The organism is Prosthecochloris sp., from assembly GCA_015482705.2.
GTDB lineage: Bacteria > Bacteroidota > Chlorobiia > Chlorobiales > Chlorobiaceae > Prosthecochloris.
In genome coordinates this window covers 15,526-37,435 of sequence record JADMLA020000025.1, presented here as the reverse complement: position 1 = coordinate 37,435, position 21,910 = coordinate 15,526, and the positions used below count along the sequence as shown (strand labels likewise).

Sequence of the window (21,910 nt, the reverse complement as noted above, 5' to 3'; positions counted from 1 at the left end):
ATGTTGAACAAAAGGTACTGTTGTAATATAGGTAACGATGGGGTCTGATTGGAACAATCAGATCCTTGACCGCAACAAAATAAACGAACCAGCTACAATGAGAAATCCTCCGGCCCATGCAGATGAAGGGGGGATTTCGTTCCAGAAAAAGTAGCCGTATAGAACGGAGAAGACGATCGAGGAGTAACTTGCTGCCGCGACAACCGGGGCGTATTCCATTCTGTAGGCAAGTGTCATCAAATATTGTCCGATTGTTGAAAAAAGCGCAACGCCCCCAAGAAGCAGCCATTGATCGAGATCGGGCATGATGAATGATGGTCCCATCCATAAGGAACCAAGCAGTGCGGTAACGATAAAAAAATTAGTGACGATCGTTGCAGGATCATCGGTGCGATTCAGCTTACGAACCAGCAGGTGTGCTATTGCCGACGCCGTAGCAGCTCCGATACTGGCCCAGGCTGCAGCGGTCCACCCCAAAGAGGGGTCCAGAATAAGCACAATACCGGCAAGGCCTGTTCCAATAGCGAACCAGACGGAACGGCTTGTTTTTTCTCCAACGATCCAGGGGGCAAGAACAGCAAGAATAAGTGGCTGTGTTTTTCCGAGGAAAACGCTGATGGCAAGAGGTATATGTGCCAGCGCATAATAAAAGCCGGTGATTGCGAGGAAACCGAAAAGAGATCGTAGAAGAAGCGTTTTCCATGCTGTTACGACCAGTTTTTTTTTCTGCAACCACAGTGCTCCGAGAAAAAAAGGAAGTGGTAAAATACTCCGAAAAAAAATGATTTCCGGAATAGGCAGTGAGGAACCGATTCCTTTAATCATTGCCGCCATTGTGGCAAAACAGACGGAGGCTATGAGCATCAGGATAACGCTCATGGAAGTCGAGTTCAAAGGTTAAAGAAGTGTCGATGCTTAGCTTATTCAGGTGGCGGTTTTGTCGATAGAGACATACCGTATACGCATGTGATGAAAAAGCTGATGGTTTCTATAAATTCGTTGGCTGTCTCAAAAGGTTAGCTTTTCCTTGTTCGAGCCGGCGATCGTCAATAGTTCAACTGTTCCTCGTTGTTATCATTATCGTACCTGACTTGAGACATCCGTATATGTAATTCATGGGGTCGGCATGACTTTTCCCTGGTGACAATGTTGATTTCAACCATTATCGACCAGTATGCGACAGCGTGAATTTATTTCTGAATGGCAGATATACTTCGTGTACCGTTCTTGACCGGACCGGTGTTTGTACGATGGGAAAAAAAGCAAAAATTGGAGAGGAATCATAATCGCGGGAAAAAAATATCAAGTAAGTTTCTGGTAGAAACGAAATATGTCATGGGTGCGTTATGGCTATATAGTTAAAAAGTTAAAAAGCAAAGCCCACGATTGGAGGGTATAGTCATGACAGACACTACGAAATATACAGGAAAGGTTCTGGTAGCCGGCGCCACCGGCAAAACCGGACGGTGGGTTGTATCCCGCCTTCAGCATTACGGCATACCGGTAAGAGTTCTCGCCCGTTCTCTCGAGAAGGCAAAAGAGTTGGGCGATGTTGAGGTTATCGAAGGCAAGATCCAAAATGATGAGGATGTCGCAAAGGCTGTCGAAGGTTGCACAGGTGTTATTTCCGCTCTTGGATCGAGCGAGGTTTTTGGTGAGGCTTCCCCTGGAGAAGTTGACAGAGATGGTGTCATAAGACTTGTTGACAAGGCTGCACAGGCTGGTGTGACGCATTTCGGACTTGTCAGTTCAATGGCGGTAACGCGGTGGTATCATCCACTCAATCTTTTTGCGGGAGTTCTCAGCAAGAAATTTCAGGCTGAAGAACACCTGAGAAATGTTTTCGGTATGGATGGTCGTTCCTATACCATTGTTCGTCCCGGAGGTTTGAAAGATGGCGAGCCTCTGATGCACGACCTGCATGTCGAGCAGGGGGATAAAATGTGGAGTGGCTGGATGAACCGTTCCGATGTAGCGGAAATGCTGGTTGTCTCCTTATGGACCGAAAAGGCAAGGAACAAAACTTTTGAGGTTATCATGGAGGGAGAGGACGAGCACCGTCAGGACAGCCTAGAGAAGTATTATGACAGGTTGGCGAGTTAGCATCGTGAATGCAGACAGCAGAAAAATATGCGCAGGTTCAGCTGAAAAGATTGATAGAAGCTGTCTGCATTCTTTTCTTATCGTAAGCGGTTATGCACACGTGAGGTGAAATCGGACATTTCATCAGGAAGGCCGTTTTGATGCAAGAAAGATGCAGTTTGTCGGAGACTCGAAAGTGTCGTTGAGTCAGCAACAAGTTCATACCGGTGCAGGGCTGTTCTGCTGAAACCCACAAGCCAGCGCTGGCGGGCTGGCGGCAGTGTTGTGACCCGATAACTGTCCCCTTGAAAGAAGCTCTGCCTGTCTGTAGAATGTGTCGATAGGCCCAGGGAAATCTACACCACGAATCAAGCCTGCAGTCTGAAACCTGCCGGATGCACGATATGATCAGCAAGGCGACAGAAGTCGCAAGAGGTGTGTGCGGTTTCAGGCGAAAGTTTGTTGTTGAGAAATGATCGGACATGCTTTTCCGAAACATTCATTGTTGAGATGCTGCTGGTTACAGGGTGTCGTATAGGATGCCATCAGCGGTATATCCAGCAGGTGCACAGAAAGTTCTGCCGCTTTTTTGATCGCAATCCAACAGTCCCGCTGACAACAGCGTGCAGCTTCAAGCCGTGCGATTTCTTCAAGCACGGCAGCAGTTACCTGTTGGACGGTTTTTCTCTGTTCCGGTTTTACGGGATTGGCTTGTAACATGATGCTGAATGCGATTCCGATTCCTGTAGCGGCGCCGCATATACCCATAAAACCGCATGATCCGCCTGCTATGGTTTTACCCCGGCTGATACCGCTCGAGATATTCATATCGAGAATATTTCCCCCGAGATTACGATATGTCGAAAGTATGATGCCCGGCACCATTGCATGGTGCTCTGGACCGTGAACCGGAATGGCTGGGTGGCTTCGTATCTGTTCGAAAAGGCGGAGCATATCGGTTTCCTTCGAGGTGAGACAGTGGTGAGTGATGACGTCAAGCGCATCTTCCGCATGGCAGGCATCACAGACATAATGTCCTTCGGTGCAGCTGACTGCAGACTGGAACAGCTGCCCGCAGTATGTGCATACCTGTTGTTCTTCCGTATCGGCGTACTGGAGAGAAGAGCCGCAAACCATACAGTCGGCGGAATGTTTGATTGCTGCTGTGCTGTTCGATGATGCAGCTGTACCGTTACCGCTGTGCTCTTCGGGTGCTGTATAGCATGAACAGCAGTTTTCCGCCTCTATATTGGTGACGTACCCGTTATTGTCGAATACGAATACGGTTTCCCCAAGCGCTTCTGCCTGATGCCGATCGATAGTTACTTTTTTGCCTCTCGGCATGAGGGTGTTGTTTTCGGTACGGATTTCAGGAAGCGGCCCCCGGTACATGGCTTGAACGGTTTCCGGGGCAGGTGGTTTACACGCGCTGTAGGTCAGTGAAAAAAAAGAATGTTTCCGAACAACCCGATAAGGGAAGCGCTTTATGAGGTGTATCTGTTCAAAACCGGTTTCCTCGAGAAGTCCCATCAGATGGGATTCAGTCAGTGCTCCGGCGATACACTCCCCCCGCAGGGTTTCGTCGTTGCGTATCGAGGCATCGGGCTCCGTTTCACAGACAACATCCGAGATAACCAGCCTGCCTCCCGGACGGAGTATCCGGAAGATCTCCGAGTAGGAACGGCGTTTGTTCACCGAAAGGTTCATGACGCAATTGGAAAGAACGACATCGGCAGAAGCCGTTTCCATCGGAAGGTCTTCGAGGTAGCCTTTGCGGAATCCGAGGATGTTGTAACCGAGGTTGGCGCTGACTTGTTTTTGCGCTTTTTTTGCCAGATCCAGCATGGGGACCAGCATGTCGATACCTGTTACCGACCCTTTTTTTCCAGCCAATCGTGCAGCGATAAAGCATTCGACGCCGCTTCCGCATCCGAGGTCTACAACGGTTTCTCCTTCTGAGATTCCTGCATCGATGACTGGACTACCGCAACCGTAACCGCGGAAGCGGTACTCCGGCGGGATATGGCTTACGATTCCGGTATCGTAACCGACAGGGTTGAGTATATCCGGATTTGCGTCACCTACGGCATCCTTGTAGAATTCCTGAATCGAAGTGAGACTGTTTTCCGATGCCGCGGCAAGCAAGCAGTTCGAGTGAACCAGCGCTATATTGCCATGAGCGCCGCAACTTTCAAGGATTTCTCCCATCTGGAGCCGGATGGATGGTTTTTTTTGCCGTGTATTTCCTGCAGGAACCATTCGGGTGATAAGCCAGAGAGCGGTTTTTTCATGGAGTGGAAGATAAGGGTCGTTGCCCGAAAAGGTTCTACGATGGATATAGCTGTGATCAATATCTCCTCCCCCAAGGATGTAGCGCATCGGGGAAAGCTTGTCGACGATCGATGCATGGCGGACTTTTTCAAGGATCGGGCTTTTTTTCCATGCATCGGACAGGCCTTTGTCAAGTGGTGTTGCAAGTTCAGGAACACCTATAAGCGCAGCTGAAGGGTACAGTTTGTTGTCCGGGCCTACAGCCATTGATTCCCAGCCGGCTGTGCTGCCGTCGTGAATGGTGCCGGGAGGAGCGAAAATGCGGGTTTTGAGTGATTCGATATTGTCTATTCGTAGATCGAGCGATTCGGCCTTTTGCACGGCTTTTTTCAGGTTATAAAAAATAGTGTCAGGGTCGATGAAGTCTTCTCCTTTTCCTCTGCCCCGGACGAAATACCACATGAAATGGATATTTCCAGCACCGGTTTCTGCTGCATATTCGACAAAATCGGTCATATCCATAATATTCTGCCTGGTGACGCACATGGAAAGCGTGTACGGCACGGATCGCTCTTTCAGCCAGCAGAGAGTTTCGCCAAGTCGTGCAAAGGCTCCTCGACCGCGCAGGCGGTCATGGTTTGTCTCCATTCCATCGAGACTGATTTGAAGATGCAGACGTTCAAGCAATGAAGATGGTATGCATTCAATATGACGGCGAATCGAAACCCCATTGGTGAGTACTACAACATGAGCGTTTTCATGAGAGAGCAGGTTTATAATGATGCTGTCGATGTCGGGATGAACAAACGGTTCCCCGCCAGTCAGCGCGAAAAGTCTGCAGCCAAGCCTGTAAGCTGCTTCGGCATGGGTCGCGATGTTTTCTGGCGACAATTCTCTCCTATCGCCAGGTGAAGATGAAAACAAGCAGTGTGTACATGCCATGTTGCAGCGATTGGTGACATGAAACCAGAGTTCCCTTATGCTCGAGAGATTCAGCATGCCAGCACGGCCCTGGTAGGTCTGTGTACTGCTTTCAGGAAGCCGTGATAGAAAATACCGTTGCTGAGCCGTGGGAAGCACGCCTTTTTCTTTCTGCATGTCTTGCAGAGTCATGTCACCTTCTTTGTCGGGGACAAACCAGTTTGACGTTGTGGTGCTGACGTAGATGGGGGTTCCATCGAGACAGTGCCGTTGCCATGATGACATGATGTCTTGCATGCGTGAAAAAGGTTGGTTGGCGGGACTCTCTTCGCGGATAAAACTCCTCTTTTTTCCAAAAGGTTTCTGAGAGGTTGAAAAGATGTTTTGGTGATGCGTTCATTCCATCAGGATGGAAACAGAAATATCAGAGTCGTATCTGCAATGGTGATGTGTCTCCATGAATCGGTTTTTTTATCCGATTTGTACATACAATAGAGATCTGCTTCAATGCTTTTCATGATCGGGATTTTCAAGCCGAAGCTGAGTCTGTTCTGATTGATCTTTTTTTGTAAAAAAACAAGCCTCGTTGAAGAGGCTTGTTTTCAATACTGTTGTCAGTATCAGGTGAGATTTTAAATCTTTTTGCCGATAGGAAGAATTGAGGTAACAGTGTCGCCGATTGTTCCGGCAGCCGATTGAACAGCTGAGAGAACATTGTTGCCAACATAGCCGACTGTCTCGGCTACTTGCCAGCCGGTAGCGCTGACGGCTTTTATTCCAGAGGTGGCAAGTTCTCCGAGACTTGCTACAATCGAGTTTAACGGGGTCGAAAGGTTTTCAACAGAGTCGTTGAGCGTTTTTGCACTGCGTTCGAACAGCTCACCGACGGTTTTACCGGTGGTCTCAATGGATGGCATCAGAGTCTGTAAGCTGTTGTCTACAGCTATTATCGGTGCTGCTGCGAGGTTTCCCAGGTTTTCGAGCAGGCTGGAAAGGGCCTTGACAGTATCGTTTGTTCTTTCGGTTGCCATGATAATGTTCTCCTCTCGTTATTTAAAAGAAAATGAATCGGTTGTTTCGGTTTGTACTGCTAATGGCATCAAGGTTTGCATGAAATTGTTTGAATGGGCGAAAAAAAAGCAGCACATACCGTTTGGCTGTGCTGCTTTGGAGTTCCTTAATGGCTATGCGAAAAGCTTAATCTCTGAAACGCTGCTCGATAGCTTTTGTCGGGCAAGCATATCCGGATGCTTCGGGTGAGGAGCCTTGCAAACCAGCACCGCCTGGACCTTCCTTAATATAAGGATAAGCGTTTTTCAAAAGTCTCTTGGTTGTTTTACCTACTCCTTCCATATAATCAGCCATTACCCACCAGTGACCGTCGGTAAATATTTCCACTATTTTTCCATAGGCTACAGCCCAGTCGGTAAACGCTCCAGAGGCATTGTTCATGGTACAACTCCCGATTTTCGAATATCAAGTTAGATTAATTCCTTGCAGATAATTTATACAATTAAAGTGTTTTGCACAAAAAGATTTTACCTTTTACCGCCGGTTCCTGCAAAGATTCCCTCTACGGTCCATACAACGAGCAGGTTCACAAGGACCGATGCGATGATGAACCATGTCCAGGCAAAACCTGCATAGGCCAAAATCCACACGGTTCCCAAGCTTGAAAGCAGTCCCATTGCAAGGCTGATGGCATGAAATTGTTTGTTGCTTTTGGAAAGGAGAAAGAGACCGAGAAGACCACCGTAGGTATAGGAGGCTATTGTAAATCCTATCTCGATAATGGTAGTATCGTTTTCATCGAATACCAGTGCGATGCCGATAAGCACGGCGGCCCATCCAAAACTTATCAGTTTTGAGCGGTTCAGTGTGGTGTTACCTCCAAGCAGGTCGGTGACCGTCGATGAAGCTAGGGAGTTGATAGAGGAGCTGAGCGTGGACATCGCGGCTGAAAGGACACCTGCGAGCAACAGGCCTTTAAGACCGACAGGAAGGTGGTTGACGATGAAGGAAGCGAATTCCCGATCTTTTTCAACCTGCATGTCTCCGATAAAAAGGTAGATGAGTGAGCCGGCAAGCAGGAAAACCGCGAATTGCAGAAAAACGAAAACACCGCTTCCAATCATGGCTTTTCTTGCGGCGCTCAGGTTTCTGCACCCGAGAACGCGTTGGACCAGCATATAATCCACACCGTGCGAACCGAGCGAAAGCAGGATTCCGCCGATGAAAGCGCTGAAAAATGTCCATGGTTCCGAAAAAATGTTCCAGCCAAAATCGATCACTTTCAGCTTTTGTTCATGAGCAAGATTCGCTAGGGCTTCGGGAAACCCGACAGGAAGATTCGACGCGATAAACGCGATGGTGATGATGCCGCCGAAAAGGTAGAGGATGAACTGGACGCTGTCGATCCACACGATTGTCCTTATGCCGCCGGCAAGCGTATACACCAATGTGACGATACCGATGACCAGCACGGAAACGCCGAGAGGCCAACCGGTAACCACTTCTACCACAACTGCCGTAGCAAGAAACCTTACACCATCGGCAAAAATTCTGGTTACAAGAAAAACCATTGATGCAAGCTTCTGCATATTGTGGCCGAAACGTCTGCCGATCACTTCGTAGATAGAGTCCACCCCTTCGCGGAAATAGATGGGCAGAAGAATGGCACTGACCAGTATTCGGCCAACAATATAGCCAAGCGCAAGCTGTAGAAATGTCCAGTCACCACGAAAGGCTATACCGGGGACGCTTACAAACGTAAGAACCGATGTTTCGGTAGCTACGATAGAAAACATGGCAACTATCCAAGGCAGGTTGCGCCCTCCGAGAAAGTAATCATCATTGGTCCGGTTGCTTTGTCCCTGCCATATACCGTAACCAGCCATGGCCAGAAGGAAGCAGATAATTATGGTCAGGTCAAGAGTATGCACGGTTGCTCATTTCGCTCGGTGGAAAGAATGTATAGAGGTATCCATGATATAGCGGTTTATTCATAAAGGTGATAGGCCTGCTTACAGGTGGTAAACTCTCGTTCGTCCTCATGCCATGATGTTCTGATCTTTTCGAAGGATTGGCCGGATTCGATCATCGTTCTTATTTTGCCGCTGCCGCAGAGGAGGTCGAAAGCCGGGTGAAGATCGTTGAATTCGTAAACCTCACGGATAAATCGAACTTTTTCCGAATACAGGTCGTGGAGCACTTTGGTGAGGGCGACTCCTGTTAGAAAAGGTCGAAAGAGTTCCTTGTCGGTCACATGGATAAACAACCCTCCTACAATGCCGTCCTGATACTTGTGAAACGATGGTTTGAAGTAGGTTGGGCGGAAAAGGACGCCTTCAAGCTCGTAGTTCATGATATGGTCAGCAACTGCATCAGGTTCGATGAACGGTGCGCCGAAATGGAGGAATGGCGTCGTAGTACCTCTTCCTTCAGAGATGTTCAGGCCTTCGAACAGGCACATTCCGGGATAAACCAGAGCGGTTTCCCATGTCGGCATGTTCGGAGAAGGGACTATCCATTGTTGTCCGGTTTGCGGGAAATACGATGAACGTTTCCAGCCATGCATCGGGATGACGTCGAGGTTCACATCGAGTTTTTTGTGATCGAAATACAGCCGGGCGAGTTCTCCTGCAGTCATCCCGTGGCGGGGAGGAACCGGAAGTACGCCGACGAATGAACGATAATCGCTGGATGAAAGCGGGCCTTCGATGCCCAGTCCGCCCAGAGGATTCGGCCGGTCGAGAACGATAATTTCAATATCACGGCCGTTTATGCTATCCATGAAAAGCGCGAGGGTATTGATGTAGGTGTAATATCGCGAACCGATATCCTGAATATCGAAAAGCACCAGATCGACATTCTCTAAAGCACTTTCATCCGGCAGCAGTGTTTCCTCGGAATTACCGTAAAGACTGATTGTTTCACAGTCGGTGTCCGGCTGCATGGTGACGGCTATCTGATCCTGTTCCGTTGAAAAGAGTCCGTGTTCGGGAGAAAAGATTTTTTTCAGAGAAAAACCTTTTTTTCGCAACTCATGCCAGGAATAGTGCAGGGCAGGGGTGACCGATGTCTGGTTTGTGATCAGGCCGATGTTACGGTTTCTCAGACGGCTGGTGTCCTGGAGGAGTATGTCAAGACCTGTTTGTATCATGTGAGGAACTACATGGTGTTTTGTTGAACTGTCAGGCCATATGTTCATGAATGCCGGATAATCGGATCGCTGAATGGCTGAAGAGCAAGAAATCCGGTTTGTCTATTCTGTCAGCCGGTAGTATAGGGAAAATTACTCACTCCAAAGAAAGCATGCCTTGCGGAAAAGCTATTACCCGGTCAAGGTTGGTATCTTTCGGGACGGTTGTTCCCGGCAGGAGTACGGAATCTTTTACCGTTGCACCGTCTTCAATATGGCAATTTCTGCCGATTATCGATTCATGAACCGTTGCATTATCTGCAATGACAGCCTGTGATGAAAGCATATGCGGTTCGAAGCCTATTTGGCTGCCTATTCGTTTACCGATCTGGAAGATATTTTTCCTTTTTTCGATGTTTGCCTGCCAGAAGCTTTGCGGTGTTCCTATATCCTGCCAGAAACCTTCATGGCGAAAGTAACCAAGGCTTTCACGTTCGATAAGACCGGTGAAACCCGTATCGACTATACTTGAGAACTTCTTTTCAAGGTACTGGAAAATCGACGGATCGAGAATGGCCGCTCCTGCATAGATACAGTCGGAGCGTATACCGGTTTTTCGCATGTTTCTGAAATCCCTGATCTGCTTCTCATGAATGCCGACGTCACCGATTGTTTTTGCTTCTGCGGTTTCGAACAGCATGAGCGTTCCTGCATTACCCGAAGATGCATGGGCTTCGATTAACGCTTGCAGGTTGAAATCAGCTATGATATCGCTGTTGATTACAACGAAGGGTTCACCGTCATCGAGCAGTTTTTCGCACTGTTTCAGTCCACCTCCGGTTCCGAGAATGGTGGTTTCCTCTGAAATGTGCATGTCTATCCCGAAATTATCGTTTTCGGAAAAGAAACGGCGGATATGGTCTGCATGATGGTGGACGTTACAAATTACCGTTTCGATTTTCGTTTCTTTCAAAAGGGTGAGAGTGTAACAGATGGCGGGAAGATTAAGAACCGGGATGAGTGGCTTGGGGACGGAGTTTGTGATGGGGCGGAGACGTGAGCCGAATCCTGCAGCCAGAATAAACGCTTTCATGGTTACGGTTGCACCAATGTATTTAAAATTATCTCACCGGCCGTCGCTAATTCGGGTTGTCTGCCGATATAACCGGGGAGGTAAGCGAGCGTTGGGGTTATGTACTGCTCGAATTCTTTTTTTTCAAGAACGTATGCCTGATGGAAAAAAGTGCCGAGCGCCTTTACGTTTCTTTGAAACGCCATAATGTCAAATAAATAAAGATATTCATCGTAATCCATGACGGTAAGCTTGTTTTCCATGAGCAGTCTATAGTGGTAGTGCTGCATATCGGAAACGAACTGTTCATCGAGCGTAACATAAGAATCTTTCAACAGCGACACCGCATCGTATTGGGGCAGGCCCATTCTGGCATCCTGAAAATCGATAAGCACAAGGCCGTTTTTCGAAACAAGTATGTTCCTGCTGTGATAGTCCCGGTGGTTGAGTACGAAATGCTCCTTCCTGAACAATAGTTCAGAAATTTTTCTGAATTCCTTTTGCAGTGTTGCGAGCGTTCCTGTTCGCAGCTTGGTGGAATGAGTGTTTTCAATGGCATAAGTGATGAAAAAATCAAATTCGAACATCAGCTTTTCCGGGTCGAACGACCGGTTGAAAGGCAGTGAGTCCGATTTTCCCGTGATTGACTGCAGACGACTCATGCAATCGATGCTTTTTTGGTAAAGCAGGGCGTTTCGGGAAGGGTTTGCAGATATCATGTCCTGGAGCAGGGTATTGCCGCAATCTTCGATCAGGATGGATGAGTCCGATTTACGGCTCCCGATAACCCTGGGTACAGGCACGGAATGTCTTGTGAGCAGGCGCTGAATTTCAAGAAACGGGTATTGATCCGAAGGAAAAGAACCAAAGTCGGGATCAATACAGAGTATCCAGGTTTTCTCCGGGGAGAAGACACGATAATACTCTCGGCTCGATGCGTCACCAGCTACTTGCTCTATTCGAAGTTTCCTGAGCTCCGGATTTGAAAAATAAAGCTCCAGGTGATGTTTTTCAGAAGCCATGATCACTCTGCCTTACTATAAAAAAAAACACCTTATACAAAATTGCATAAGGTGCTGGATAAAAAATAGTGGAAATAAGCTCTTACTTGGAGCCGCCACCAATGTTTGAAGAAACATTCTGCAATACCTGGTTTACGGTATCAACCATGTTTCCCATGAGATCTGTCATGGTTTTTCCGAGTGGGCCAATCATCTCTGAAGCGGTGTTGACACCGTTGTTGAGCATCTCGACCTGTTGCTGAGCAAGTTTGCCGAAAGTGTCGACAAGGCCGGAAATCGCACCGGCAAGATCGTTGTTTGAGCCGTTTGACATGATGTGTATTGTTTTGATTAGGAAAAAGACGCGAAAAAAATTATTGAATACCTGCTGTGGTCGTCGAAACAGCAGTAAGCGGTTATTTTCCTGAAAATTAAAACATTTTCAAATCTAACGCAAATACAAAATAATGACGGTTAGAAAGAGCCGATACCCTACTGATCTGCTTTTTGTTTACCGATAAACTTGTTGAGTAGAAAAACGATAACGACCCCGGAAAGATAAAACGCTACAGGAGCGAACAACGTGGTATAGTTTATTGTGTTTTCCATCGGTTAAAAAATGTTTTTTTTGCTTGTTGGTTTCAATGCATGGTTTTTCTCGAAAGTCGCGAGCTGGTCACGAAGGTGCTTTCTGAACGCGAGGCTCGAGAGCAGATTGATCAGAGGGTAGGGATTGGCCCGAACTCTGTTGACGATGTTTTTCCAGGAATAACTCTGGTAATAAATCTGCATGAACTTGTGCTGGAAAGAGACCGGATCATAATGCTTGGATTTCACGACAAGGTTGAGGGCGTTGTATTTCTCCCAGTCTTCGTCGGTAATCAGCCCGCTTTCCTTGTATTCATGATACATTTTTGTTCCTGGATAGGGAGTGATGATCTGAATGATCGGCATAAAAACGTTGTTTCTGCCGATAAATTTGACCAGTTCATCCATATCTTCGAAGCTATCCAAATCCGGATTGACAAGGAAATTCGCCTGAATGTTGAGACCGGCTTTTCTGCAGCGTTCAATGACTTCGACAATCTTGTCGGCAGAATTGACGTGGCCTTTGTTGTATGCTTCGAGTGTACTTTGCTTGATCGATTCAAAACCGACAAGTGCCATGTTGCATCCAGCATCGACAAGTTTTTTGATCGTTTCGTCGTCTTCGAGGAAATTCATGCTTAAAAAGACGCTGAACATGATATCGCACTCTTTGAGCAGGTCGAGTGCATTCCAGAGCTTGGACTTGCTGATGCCCAGGTTTTCATCGCAAAGCATAAACCACGGCTTGGCATTTTTCTTGCCAGTACTTTTGAAAAAGGCTTCCTTTGCCGCTACGATCTGCGCTTTCAGGTCGTCATCGGCCTGCCGCCGGTAGAGGGTTCCCGTGAAGTTGGGGGTGACGCAGAAAGAGCATTTATAGGGGCATCCTCTGGTAATGTATATCGGTATCGATTTCGTGCTGTCGACTTTTTCTCTTTTCGACGCTTCGGCTATCCTTTTGTAATCGAGAGGTACAATTTGTTTTACCGGAGGAAAATCCTTTGCATCGTAAGATGGCTTGAGATTCCCTGCCACAACATCATCGAGAACTGTTTGCCAGAGGTTTTCCGCTTCACCACAGACAATACAGTCGGCATGACGAGCCGCTTCTTCAGGGTTGAATGAGACATGCAAGCCACCAAGAATGACTCTTGTGCCTTTTTTTCGGAATTCATCGGCGATTTCATACGCTCTCGTTGCATCGATGGTGCGCGAGGTGATGCCTACGAAATCGTAATCGCCATCGTAGTTTACTGTGTCGTCGAAGTGCTCGTCGGCAATTTCTATGTCATGGTGGGGAGGAGTGAGGCTGACCAGAACACCAATTGCCATGTGGAAGAGCGGTTTCTGGTTTGTCTTCGAATCTTTTTTGCCCTTGGGAGCGACGAAAAGGATCTTCAGCGATTTTTGCTTGTCTACTACTGCTTTACTCATGGCTGAATCATGGCTAATATCCGATAGAGTTGTTCACAACTTGTTATGAATCGGGCGTTACACCTCTCTTATCGGTATGGCAGAATGCTAATGTTAACAGAAGCATGCGTCTCGCTTCCATTCGTTATTGATTCACAGTATAGTAAAATAGCTGAGATAAATGAAAAGTACGGGATGGCGTTTTATAAACAAATTATCGATACCGGTAAACTTTCAGCGAGGAGTTCCAAGGATTTCTTTTTTGTGTGAAGGGTTATTCCTATATTGTGCCTTTAAAAACCGGATAGCCGGAGCATTCAGTCCAAGTCGTAAAGGCCATCATGTGCTCCGCTACGGTAGTGTATTTCTTCATAATTGCATTCCCGGAAACCATGCCGCGTTATACTCCTGAGCAGTTAGCCAAGCGAAATTCTTCTGTCTGGACAGACGTTCAGCTTATTCTTGCACCCATTCAGTTTTTTGTTTTTCTGGCGGGTGTCGGTGTGACATTCCTTTATTACCAGAACAACGAGATCTTCAGTTTCTACTGGGTGAGCATTGCCATCTTGTTCAAGACGTTTCTCTTCGCTCTCTTGTTCATAACAGGGGCTTATTTTGAAAAAGAGATCTTCAACAAGTGGATTTTTTCCAAAGAGTTTCTCTGGGAAGATATCGGGAGTGTAACCGCAGGAGCATTTCATCTGCTTTACTTTGTCATGGCCTATCTGGGGGCATCCGAGGATGTTCTTGTCTGGGAAGCTTTTCTCGCTTACTTCACGTACGTCGTCAACGCTTTGCAGTATCTCGTCAGGATCGTTCTTGAAAAGCTCAATGAAAGACGTCTCAAAACGGAAGGGGTTGTATAGAATTTAAGCACGTTAACGTATAAAACACCATTGATTATGCTGGTTGGCAGTTTTAAAAGTTTGTGGAACAGGGCGGTATTCTACGTTGGTCTCGGCTGGCTTGTCCTGATTGCTTTGATATGGAATACCGATCAGCTTCCAGCGTCGGCTGATCGTCAGATATATATCGGAGTCATCGCTGCAGGTTTTCTTCTGGTTTACGTTTCCGGATTTATCATCGAAGCAATGTTCAAGCGAAAGCAGGCTGCAAACCGGTAGATGTTCCGGCTTTTTATTATTATTATCGAGTTTTTTCTGTAATTAATTTCTTTTTAATTTTTTTGATGGCAAAAGGCAGTTTGAGTTTCCGCTGACCGGCAAGCCGGGGTTACGAAAATATGCATGTTGCCAGACAACGACCCAATAAGGTGATGCCATGACTACAGCCACAGCGACAAAAAGGGTAATCAGCAAGGAGGACATACATTTAAAGGCGCGTTTGCTTTCCGAAGGAGCGAAAGTGACCGTAAACAAGCCGCCGGCAACAGGTTTCAATCCGTTCCGCGCTATGGTGATCAACGGCAGTGATCTTGCAACGCTTGTGCGCCAGGAACCCTATACACGTCTCGAAGTACAGGTCAATGGTGACGAACTCGAGTTTTTCGACTGCGGTAAACATCTTGCAAGCGGTAGAATGCAGGAGTGGTTTTCATGGCGTGATGGCAAGTTGAGCAACGGCCGTCCTGTCAATGCCGCAGTTATCGGCATGAACCAGGATATCATCAATATCCATTACAGTTACAGTTGTGATAACAACAATACCGGAAAATCATGCAAGTTCTGCTTTTTCTTCGCCGATCAGCATGTCGGCGTCGGTAAAGAGCTGGCCAAGATGCCTCTTGGCAAAATAAAAGAACTTGCGAAAGAGCAGGCCGAAGCGGTGAAAATAGCTACCGATGCTGGGTGGAGAGGCACTCTTGTTGTTATAGGAGGCCTGGTTGACCCTTCAAGAAGGAGCCAAGTTGCCGATCTCGTGGAGCTCGTTATGACTCCTTTACGTGAACAACTCAGTCAGGAAGTGTTCGATGAGCTGCATATTACGGCAAACCTTTATCCGCCGGACGATTTCAAGGAGATGGAGCGCTGGAAGGCTTGTGGAATAAATTCTACCGAATTTGATCTAGAGGTGACACATCCAGATTATTTCAAGGCTATTTGCCCAGGTAAGTGCGCTACATATCCTCTCGAATACTGGCTTGAAGCTCAGGATGCTTCTGTGGAAATCTTTGGACCGGGAAGAGGCACAACGAGTTTTATCCTGATGGGTCTCGAGCCGATGAATCTGATGCTCGAAGGGGTTGAGGAACGTATGTCGAAGGGGGTCTATCCGAATATGCTTGTCTATCAGCCTGTTCCCGGAGCCGATATGTTCAGAATGCCTCCGCCGAATGCAGACTGGCTGGTTGAGGCTTCTGAAAAAATTGCGGATTTGTATTTGAAGTACGAAGATCGCTTCGATATGCCGCTTGCCCAAGATCATCGTCCCGGTTATACGAGAATGGGACGCTCGCAGTATATCATCCTTGCCGGAGATGAGCTTGCACGACGGCTTCAGGAACAGGGTAATGAACTTCCCGAGGCCTATCCTGTTTGTTGAGCAGGAGCCAGCCAGGTGGTAACTGAACGAGAGGCTGTCCCGAAAGGACAGCCTTTTGTTATTGTAAGCGGGTATCCGTTTAACGTTCAGCTTGTTCCATGCTTGTTTAACAGAACGGATATTGTATTACGATCCGCCGGAAACAGAAACAGGCTGTTCGTCTCGTTCAGCCTGTTTTGGTGTTGTTCGATTTTCTCTTGCTTTTCAGGGGAAGGGCTACAACCAATCCTACAACCAATCCGCCAGCAATCTGGCTTCCCAGCTCCAGCGCTCGAAATGGTTCAGTTCCGTAATGGTAGCATGATCGAGTTCCTCGCGTGTAAAGTCGAATCCTGCATTTTTGATGATTTCCCAGCGCACTTCCTTGTTTTCTGCATTGTTGACTTTATCGGACAGTTCATTGTCCGACTTCATTTGTTGCAGGAATGCTACGGCAGAATTTTGTGACATATCGTGAATACTCCAAAGAGAAGTTTAAAAAATAAACAAGATGAATTTTAATTTAACGAATAATCTTTCCTTGAGCAAAAATCCCTCTCGACTACGGTTATTCGAAAAGACGAGGAGGGGGGTGGGTGGAATGGTGTTGAATCGCTTGAAGAAGGTTAAATAATATAGTAATATTAAGCCTTGTTCCGCTTAACCTTATTATTGACGCCACACTATGTTGGAAAGCATCAAAACATCTTATCCCCTCGTCCATGACTATTTCAGTTCTTTGAATGGCGGAGAGAAACATCTGCGACAGGTCAGGGAACTTGACAGGTACTGGAAATACATCGAAGAACGTTCCATACCGACTGTTGTGCTCGACGGTGATGCGTTGCCGAAAAGTGCAGTCATCGCCGGTGAGTATGATCTGCTCTATGCCGGTGGAACACTGGGTATCCTGCATGCTGCCGTGATGACGGAAAAATTCGGTTGGAAAATTCTTCTACTTGACAAGCATGTAGCCGGGAAGTCGACCCGTGACTGGAATATATCGAGAGAAGAGCTGAATGTTTTCAACGAAGTCGGTCTTTTTACTGAAGGGGAGGTGGAGGAGTGTATCACCTGCAAGTACAAGACAGGATGGGCGGAATTTTTTGTGGAAAACGGTGATAAAAAAAGGCTTTATATCGACAACGTGCTTGACTGCGCTGTTGATGCGAATCTCCTGTTGGGCAAGGCCTTGAAAAAAATTCTCGGCAACCCGTTGAACAAGGTCTGTAACAGGACGGTTTTCAGGAAGATATACCGTTTTCCCGACTATGTTGTCGTAGAGGTTGAGAACCAGGATCAAGAGGTGAGTTATTACAAGGCGAGGGTTTTTGTCGATGTGATGGGGATCATGTCACCTGTGGCGATGCAGCTGAATCAGGGGCGTCCTCAGACGCATGTTTGTCCTACAGTCGGTACCATTGCGACAGGGCTCGAAGGTGTCGATCATGAGGTTGGTGAAATTCTTGTAAGCACCGAACCGGCCGATATGAGTTCCGGAAGTGGTCGCCAGCTTATCTGGGAAGGATTTCCTGCTGGCGAGGGCAAGTACATAACCTATCTGTTTTTCTATGATTCGGTCGACTCGGATAACGACAAGAGTCTTCTCGGGCTTTTCGAGACCTATTTTGAAAAGCTGCCTGATTACAAGAAGCCGGGACCTGATTTCGTGATCGATCGTCCGGTTTTCGGTATTATCCCGGCATATTTCCATGACGGATTTTCCCGAACGAGGATTATCGCCGATGATCATATCCTCATGCTTGGGGATGCAGCAACCCTCGGTTCACCCCTGACTTTTTGCGGTCTGGGGTCCCTTGTAAGGAATCTCTTTAGATTAACGGAGAATCTGCACGAAGCGCTCGACCGAAATACGCTTGACAGGGAATCTCTCGAAGCGGTCAGTGCATATGAACCCAATGTCGCAACAATGGCGAATCTCATGAAGTACATGTGCTTTAACGGCCAAACCGACAAACCCAACTTCGTCAATGAATTGATGAACGAGGTTATGATCGTGCTCGATAATCTTCCGTCGCGTTACCGCGAAGCCATGTTCAAAGATTCGATGCAGTTGGCTGAACTGCTGACCGTTGGGGTGAATGTTGCATGGAGATACCCAGAAGTGCTCAAAGCGACTTCTGCCAAGCTTGGTCTGAACGGTTCGCTCGGTATGATAAAAAATATGGTTGGCTGGGCGCTTTCCCCGACACAGTAGCATATCGTCATGAATTACAGTGTGTCCCGCCTTCTGCCTTTATGTCAGGCTCAGTACAGCAGATGTCCGCCTGTACTTTACAGAGCATGCTTTCCGTTGCCTGTTGCATGATGCTCGACATGATTTTTTCACTCATGTACTTCAGGAAATTTTCCGGCATGAGATTCAACGGAAATGACAGTGTGAAGTCAAGAGAGATCTGTGTCTCGAAATGTACAGCCGTGCGATTGTCTTCCTGGTGGTGCAGGAAGATATCGGAGTCTGACTGCCCTATAAAGGTATGGTTGTTTTCGATGGTTAGCTCAGGAATGGTTTCGGCACTGCGCCATCTGATTTTTCTACCCGGCTGATTCAGGTCGGGAGCAACTCCATTGGTGTTTTGTTCTGTGAATTTTATAAGGGTGTCACTTCCTGCCGGCACAAGTTCTTCGGTCTGCTTTACAAAGAATATCGCAACAATTGGATTGTTTCGAGGATCCTCCACTTCAAACGTCCATTGAAAAATATCCAGCTCAGTGAGGTATGAAACGTTTTTACAGTAGGGATTACATTTGATGATTTTTTCGTGATCGCTGAAATAGATACTTGAATCTTGCAGACAGGATTCCAGAGTGACAAGTGCTTGACTTTTTCCTACAACTTCCATGAGATCATATGTGACTTTTCAAAAATGTAACAACTCAGAGTAACGATTATCCTTCGTCAACAGTTCCAGGAGTGTATGTTTGAGACGATACTGAAAAATATCTACCTTTCCTGATGAATAATACTGAATTTTAGTCTTTGCTTAATCTTTAATATCGACAGCCATGCAGAACATTGTTGTTACCGGAAGTAGCAGGGGGATAGGACTGGGCCTTGCACGGGCATTTCTTGCCAAAGGGTGCAGAGTGGTTATCAGCAGTCACACCGCTTCAAACCTCGAATTAGCCATGGCTGAATTGAAAAAAAGCGATCTGGCAGGGGACTGTTATTCTCATGTCGCCGACATGACGGTTTTATCCGAGGTGGAAACACTGTGGAATAAATCCACGGAAGATCTCGGGAGGGTCGATATATGGATCAACAATGCAGGCGCAGCACATCCGATGCAGCCATTCTGGAAATTAAGCGGTGACGAGATCAAAAACACCGTTGACGTAAACCTTATGGGAACGATATACGGTTCACACGTTGCCATGCGCGGCATGATTGCCCAGGGTTCGGGCCATATTTACAATATGGAAGGGCAAGGTGCGGATGGGAGCGTGATCGCAGGGATGGGCGTTTTTGGAACAGCAAAGGCCGGTGTGCACTATTTTTCCAAATCATTGATCGCGGAGGCCAAGACAGTACCGGTTAACGTCAGTACCCTCATTCCCGGCATAGTCAGAACGTCACTTCAGGCCGGAACAGCCGGTACGACGACCGAAGGGCGTATCTTTCTGAATATGCTCGGTGAAGATATCAGGCCCGCCACCGAAGATCTTGCGGGGAGAATCCTTGCCAACAGGTCTCATGGTGCGTGCATCAACAGGATGTCTCCACCCGATATGATCGGAAAAGTGGTATCGGCACCTTTACGCATGATCTTCGGTCAACAGTAGCATGAGTTTGAAGATGCAAGAATATACTATAAACCGTAACAGCATCGCTTTCCAGCTGATACAGTAAACGCTATCAGGCTATGTCCGAGGAGTTACCGTTCAGGATTATCTTCGTCAGCATGTACGTTGCAGGATTTCTGATGAGAGGTTTTTTCACTCGTCGGCTAACACGTGCAGGTGAACGTATCGTGCCCGACAAGATGGTAGATCGTTACAGTAGCCGCTTCAGAGTCGTTTTCCAGGGCGTCATGTTTTTTTTATGGATTTTCATTGTCGTGAGTTACGCATGGTACCCTTTCTGGATGAAGGGGTTGGGGCTTGCGCTTCCTCACTGGCTCCGGTATGGGGGAGCTTTTGCGGGTTTTGCGGCTTTCGTCCTGCTGATGTGGACCATGAATGCTCTCGGGCGTTACTGGAGCCCTTTGCCTCGGCTGAGGGAGGGACATGAGCTGATTACCTCCGGTCCCTATCGTTTTGTTCGCCATCCGATGTACTCGGCAATGATTGTGTTATTCCTCTCGTTTGCGCTTGTTACGGCAAATGTACCGGTTATTCTTTCAAGTTTCCTTGGGATTATATTTACGATTACATGGGGTTTGAAGGAAGAACGGATGCTGATCGATTATTTTGGAGAGGAATATCGGGAGTACATGAGGCATACGGCTGCATTCTTCCCCTTGCCCGGGAGGAATATGAGAAAAACCGTATAACGTTTTTTTAAGCAGATGTTGAAAAACACCCGGTTTCACTATGAGCTTCATAGAAACAGACAGGTGCCGTCTCTACTACGAGGACACTGCCGAAGGAAGAGGTGACAAGCAGGAGACTGTCGTTTTTTTCAATGGCTGGTCGATTTCTTCAAGGTATTGGAAGCCGTTGATCGATATCCTTTCACCGGAATATCGATGTGTTTCATTCGATCAGAGCGGAACAGGCAGGACAAAAGCCTGTAAACCCTCTCCTCCCTTCACGGTAATGGGGTTTGCCGATGAGGCTGTCGATTTGCTTTCGTCTCTCGCTCTGCTCGATGAGAGAAAGCTGCATATCGTCGGTCACTCGATGGGCGGGATGATTGCGACCGAGGTATGTAACCGGTATCCGCAAGCACTGATGTCTGCCACCATCATCAATTGCGGGATTTTCGATGATGAGCTGCTTAAATCGTTTCACCATGTTCTGGTAGGTGGAATGATCGACCTTTCCATGGCTTTCAGGGGAATTTTCTCCATCGAGCCGTTCAAGTCGCTGTTCATCGATCGAGCTATCACGAGGCCTATCGGGGAGAAATACAGAGATATTTTTGTCGAAGACTTTGTGACGAGCGATATCGAGGCCTCGAGCGCTGTAGGCAAGTTCACTATAGATCCGGCGACCATAGCAAAGTATACTGAAGAATCCGTGCAAATCAGGGCACCCCTTCTCTGCGTTGCCGGCATGGCTGACCGCACGATACCTCCTGAAGGAATGATTACGCTTTTTAACAGGAGAAAAGAACAGGAGGCGGTTCCAACCGAGCTGATACAATTCAACGATGCCGGTCATTTGCCTATGCTCGAAGTTCTGCCGGAGTTTGCCGGTGTACTTCGCAAACACCTTCTTTTCTCGCATGACTATTGTTTCTGAGTAAAGCAATTGGCTGGATTTCACATTGTTCGATCTTGCATTCTCTCTTTTTTGCTTGGTAATAACTGAGAGATTGCGATGCTTTTCCAGTGGTTCCGGAATCCGTGCTTTCAGTCCGGGCTGTATGACATTGTGGTGTTTTGAAGAAGGGCTGCAATGAAGTGTTTGTTCTGAAATAATATTTTTGTATGTTTGGTACCTATACGGGGTAGGGGTATATGTTTGGCGTTTGGTTAAAGTCTTTCAGAGGAAGGATTATGGATGATATTGTTTCCAGGTTGAAAAAAGTCGATGGGCAGATACAAGGCCTTGTCAGGATGATAGAGCAACGGGAGCATTGTGAAAAGGTCATCGTTCAGTTTCAAGCTGCAAAAGCCGCATTGGATAAAACATACTCTCTCATGTTGAACAGCAGCTTGAAAGAGTGTTTGAACGAACACGATTCTGAGAATATGGAGCGTATACTGAAGCTCATATCCAAAAAGTAAGTTGGTAAATCATTGACGAAGAGTA

At 47.2% G+C, this 21,910-nt stretch carries 21 protein-coding genes; 9 read left to right on the top strand and 12 right to left on the bottom strand.

All coding sequences use genetic code 11. The features are described from left to right. Nucleotides 1–57 precede the first annotated feature (57 nt). Entirely contained in the window at nucleotides 58–879 is an 822-nt protein-coding gene (locus QZ209_RS06255) for a DMT family transporter (protein ID WP_294345862.1), read from the bottom strand. Between the two features lie 522 nt (nucleotides 880–1,401). On the opposite strand from QZ209_RS06255, the gene QZ209_RS06250 reads away from it, so the two are divergent. Continuing rightward, nucleotides 1,402–2,103 carry an SDR family oxidoreductase gene (locus tag QZ209_RS06250; protein WP_294345860.1) on the top strand — a complete coding sequence of 234 codons (702 nt, stop codon included), beginning with the start codon at nucleotides 1,402–1,404 and terminating at the stop codon, nucleotides 2,101–2,103. 426 nt (nucleotides 2,104–2,529) lie between these two features. Here QZ209_RS06250 and QZ209_RS06245 read toward each other — a convergent pair whose 3' ends face one another. From QZ209_RS06245 to QZ209_RS06205, 9 genes are all read right to left on the bottom strand, one after another. Next, on the bottom strand, nucleotides 2,530–5,571 hold the full coding sequence (locus tag QZ209_RS06245) for a DUF5714 domain-containing protein (protein WP_294345858.1): 3,042 nt from the start codon (nucleotides 5,569–5,571) through the stop codon (nucleotides 2,530–2,532). Nucleotides 5,572–5,906: 335 nt separating this feature from the next. Beyond that, nucleotides 5,907–6,305, bottom strand: a complete 399-nt coding sequence (locus QZ209_RS06240; RefSeq protein WP_294345856.1) for a hypothetical protein — start codon at nucleotides 6,303–6,305, stop codon at nucleotides 5,907–5,909. Nucleotides 6,306–6,471: 166 nt separating this feature from the next. Further along, nucleotides 6,472–6,726 carry a bacteriochlorophyll c-binding family protein gene (locus QZ209_RS06235; protein WP_294345854.1) on the bottom strand — a complete coding sequence of 85 codons (255 nt, stop codon included), beginning with the start codon at nucleotides 6,724–6,726 and terminating at the stop codon, nucleotides 6,472–6,474. Nucleotides 6,727–6,812: 86 nt separating this feature from the next. Beyond that, entirely contained in the window at nucleotides 6,813–8,216 is a 1,404-nt protein-coding gene (locus QZ209_RS06230; RefSeq protein WP_294345852.1) for a sodium:solute symporter, read from the bottom strand. Between the two features lie 56 nt (nucleotides 8,217–8,272). Beyond that, nucleotides 8,273–9,436, bottom strand: a complete 1,164-nt coding sequence (locus tag QZ209_RS06225) for a DUF1343 domain-containing protein (protein ID WP_294345850.1) — start codon at nucleotides 9,434–9,436, stop codon at nucleotides 8,273–8,275. 136 nt (nucleotides 9,437–9,572) lie between these two features. Further along, nucleotides 9,573–10,508 carry a sugar phosphate nucleotidyltransferase gene (locus tag QZ209_RS06220; protein ID WP_294345846.1) on the bottom strand — a complete coding sequence of 312 codons (936 nt, stop codon included), beginning with the start codon at nucleotides 10,506–10,508 and terminating at the stop codon, nucleotides 9,573–9,575. Between the two features lie 2 nt (nucleotides 10,509–10,510). After that, a complete protein-coding gene (locus QZ209_RS06215) occupies nucleotides 10,511–11,509 on the bottom strand; it encodes a phosphotransferase (RefSeq protein ID WP_294345844.1) in 999 nt (332 codons plus the stop codon). Between the two features lie 82 nt (nucleotides 11,510–11,591). Then, a complete protein-coding gene (locus tag QZ209_RS06210; RefSeq protein ID WP_294345840.1) occupies nucleotides 11,592–11,822 on the bottom strand; it encodes a chlorosome envelope protein B in 231 nt (76 codons plus the stop codon). Between the two features lie 278 nt (nucleotides 11,823–12,100). Next, entirely contained in the window at nucleotides 12,101–13,510 is a 1,410-nt protein-coding gene (locus QZ209_RS06205; protein ID WP_294345837.1) for a radical SAM protein, read from the bottom strand. Between the two features lie 371 nt (nucleotides 13,511–13,881). On the opposite strand from QZ209_RS06205, the gene bchF reads away from it, so the two are divergent. The 3 genes from bchF to bciD all read left to right on the top strand — a co-directional run bounded on the left by bchF (nucleotide 13,882) and on the right by bciD (nucleotide 15,991). Then, nucleotides 13,882–14,355 (top strand): 2-vinyl bacteriochlorophyllide hydratase, encoded by a 474-nt coding sequence (gene bchF, locus QZ209_RS06200; protein WP_012473728.1) that lies wholly within the window; start codon nucleotides 13,882–13,884, stop codon nucleotides 14,353–14,355. Between the two features lie 36 nt (nucleotides 14,356–14,391). Further along, entirely contained in the window at nucleotides 14,392–14,613 is a 222-nt protein-coding gene (locus tag QZ209_RS06195) for a hypothetical protein (RefSeq protein WP_294345835.1), read from the top strand. 157 nt (nucleotides 14,614–14,770) lie between these two features. Continuing rightward, nucleotides 14,771–15,991 (top strand): 7-methyl bacteriochlorophyllide c oxygenase, encoded by a 1,221-nt coding sequence (bciD, locus tag QZ209_RS06190; protein WP_294345832.1) that lies wholly within the window; start codon nucleotides 14,771–14,773, stop codon nucleotides 15,989–15,991. Nucleotides 15,992–16,219: 228 nt separating this feature from the next. Here the strand turns inward: bciD and QZ209_RS06185 are convergent, their stop codons facing one another. Next, complete coding sequence (locus QZ209_RS06185; RefSeq protein WP_294345830.1) at nucleotides 16,220–16,441, bottom strand: Nif11-like leader peptide family natural product precursor; 222 nt, start codon at nucleotides 16,439–16,441, stop codon at nucleotides 16,220–16,222. Between the two features lie 214 nt (nucleotides 16,442–16,655). Between QZ209_RS06185 and QZ209_RS06180 the strand changes: the two genes are divergently transcribed. Then, complete coding sequence (locus QZ209_RS06180; RefSeq protein WP_294345827.1) at nucleotides 16,656–18,188, top strand: hypothetical protein; 1,533 nt, start codon at nucleotides 16,656–16,658, stop codon at nucleotides 18,186–18,188. Nucleotides 18,189–18,195: 7 nt separating this feature from the next. Here QZ209_RS06180 and QZ209_RS06175 read toward each other — a convergent pair whose 3' ends face one another. Then, nucleotides 18,196–18,834, bottom strand: a complete 639-nt coding sequence (locus QZ209_RS06175; RefSeq protein ID WP_294345823.1) for a hypothetical protein — start codon at nucleotides 18,832–18,834, stop codon at nucleotides 18,196–18,198. Between the two features lie 163 nt (nucleotides 18,835–18,997). Between QZ209_RS06175 and QZ209_RS06170 the strand changes: the two genes are divergently transcribed. The 4 genes from QZ209_RS06170 (at nucleotide 18,998) to QZ209_RS06155 (ending at nucleotide 21,885) form a co-directional block, all read left to right on the top strand. Beyond that, on the top strand, nucleotides 18,998–19,774 hold the full coding sequence (locus tag QZ209_RS06170) for an SDR family oxidoreductase (protein ID WP_294345822.1): 777 nt from the start codon (nucleotides 18,998–19,000) through the stop codon (nucleotides 19,772–19,774). 80 nt (nucleotides 19,775–19,854) lie between these two features. Continuing rightward, the gene (locus QZ209_RS06165) at nucleotides 19,855–20,484 is read left to right on the top strand and encodes an isoprenylcysteine carboxylmethyltransferase family protein (protein WP_294345821.1); all 630 of its coding nucleotides are present in this window, start codon (nucleotides 19,855–19,857) and stop codon (nucleotides 20,482–20,484) included. A 40-nt stretch (nucleotides 20,485–20,524) separates the two neighbouring features. After that, complete coding sequence (locus QZ209_RS06160; protein WP_294345819.1) at nucleotides 20,525–21,397, top strand: alpha/beta hydrolase; 873 nt, start codon at nucleotides 20,525–20,527, stop codon at nucleotides 21,395–21,397. A gap of 257 nt (nucleotides 21,398–21,654) precedes the next feature. After that, nucleotides 21,655–21,885 carry a metal-sensitive transcriptional regulator gene (locus QZ209_RS06155; RefSeq protein ID WP_294345817.1) on the top strand — a complete coding sequence of 77 codons (231 nt, stop codon included), beginning with the start codon at nucleotides 21,655–21,657 and terminating at the stop codon, nucleotides 21,883–21,885. Nucleotides 21,886–21,910 lie beyond the last annotated feature (25 nt).

What these genes read in the sequence shown, in the direction of transcription:
- QZ209_RS06255 (WP_294345862.1), bottom strand. Translation starts at nt 879, where the DNA reads ATGAGCGTTATCCTGATGCTCATAGCCTCCGTCTGTTTTGCCACAATG.
- QZ209_RS06250 (WP_294345860.1), top strand. Translation starts at nt 1,402, where the DNA reads ATGACAGACACTACGAAATATACAGGAAAGGTTCTGGTAGCCGGCGCC.
- QZ209_RS06245 (WP_294345858.1), bottom strand. Translation starts at nt 5,571, where the DNA reads ATGCAAGACATCATGTCATCATGGCAACGGCACTGTCTCGATGGAACC.
- QZ209_RS06240 (WP_294345856.1), bottom strand. Translation starts at nt 6,305, where the DNA reads ATGGCAACCGAAAGAACAAACGATACTGTCAAGGCCCTTTCCAGCCTG.
- QZ209_RS06235 (WP_294345854.1), bottom strand. Translation starts at nt 6,726, where the DNA reads ATGAACAATGCCTCTGGAGCGTTTACCGACTGGGCTGTAGCCTATGGA.
- QZ209_RS06225 (WP_294345850.1), bottom strand. Translation starts at nt 9,436, where the DNA reads ATGATACAAACAGGTCTTGACATACTCCTCCAGGACACCAGCCGTCTG.
- QZ209_RS06220 (WP_294345846.1), bottom strand. Translation starts at nt 10,508, where the DNA reads ATGAAAGCGTTTATTCTGGCTGCAGGATTCGGCTCACGTCTCCGCCCC.
- QZ209_RS06215 (WP_294345844.1), bottom strand. Translation starts at nt 11,509, where the DNA reads ATGGCTTCTGAAAAACATCACCTGGAGCTTTATTTTTCAAATCCGGAG.
- QZ209_RS06210 (WP_294345840.1), bottom strand. Translation starts at nt 11,822, where the DNA reads ATGTCAAACGGCTCAAACAACGATCTTGCCGGTGCGATTTCCGGCCTT.
- QZ209_RS06205 (WP_294345837.1), bottom strand. Translation starts at nt 13,510, where the DNA reads ATGAGTAAAGCAGTAGTAGACAAGCAAAAATCGCTGAAGATCCTTTTC.
- bchF (WP_012473728.1), top strand. Translation starts at nt 13,882, where the DNA reads ATGCCGCGTTATACTCCTGAGCAGTTAGCCAAGCGAAATTCTTCTGTC.
- QZ209_RS06195 (WP_294345835.1), top strand. Translation starts at nt 14,392, where the DNA reads ATGCTGGTTGGCAGTTTTAAAAGTTTGTGGAACAGGGCGGTATTCTAC.
- bciD (WP_294345832.1), top strand. Translation starts at nt 14,771, where the DNA reads ATGACTACAGCCACAGCGACAAAAAGGGTAATCAGCAAGGAGGACATA.
- QZ209_RS06185 (WP_294345830.1), bottom strand. Translation starts at nt 16,441, where the DNA reads ATGTCACAAAATTCTGCCGTAGCATTCCTGCAACAAATGAAGTCGGAC.
- QZ209_RS06180 (WP_294345827.1), top strand. Translation starts at nt 16,656, where the DNA reads ATGTTGGAAAGCATCAAAACATCTTATCCCCTCGTCCATGACTATTTC.
- QZ209_RS06175 (WP_294345823.1), bottom strand. Translation starts at nt 18,834, where the DNA reads ATGGAAGTTGTAGGAAAAAGTCAAGCACTTGTCACTCTGGAATCCTGT.
- QZ209_RS06170 (WP_294345822.1), top strand. Translation starts at nt 18,998, where the DNA reads ATGCAGAACATTGTTGTTACCGGAAGTAGCAGGGGGATAGGACTGGGC.
- QZ209_RS06165 (WP_294345821.1), top strand. Translation starts at nt 19,855, where the DNA reads ATGTCCGAGGAGTTACCGTTCAGGATTATCTTCGTCAGCATGTACGTT.
- QZ209_RS06160 (WP_294345819.1), top strand. Translation starts at nt 20,525, where the DNA reads ATGAGCTTCATAGAAACAGACAGGTGCCGTCTCTACTACGAGGACACT.
- QZ209_RS06155 (WP_294345817.1), top strand. Translation starts at nt 21,655, where the DNA reads ATGGATGATATTGTTTCCAGGTTGAAAAAAGTCGATGGGCAGATACAA.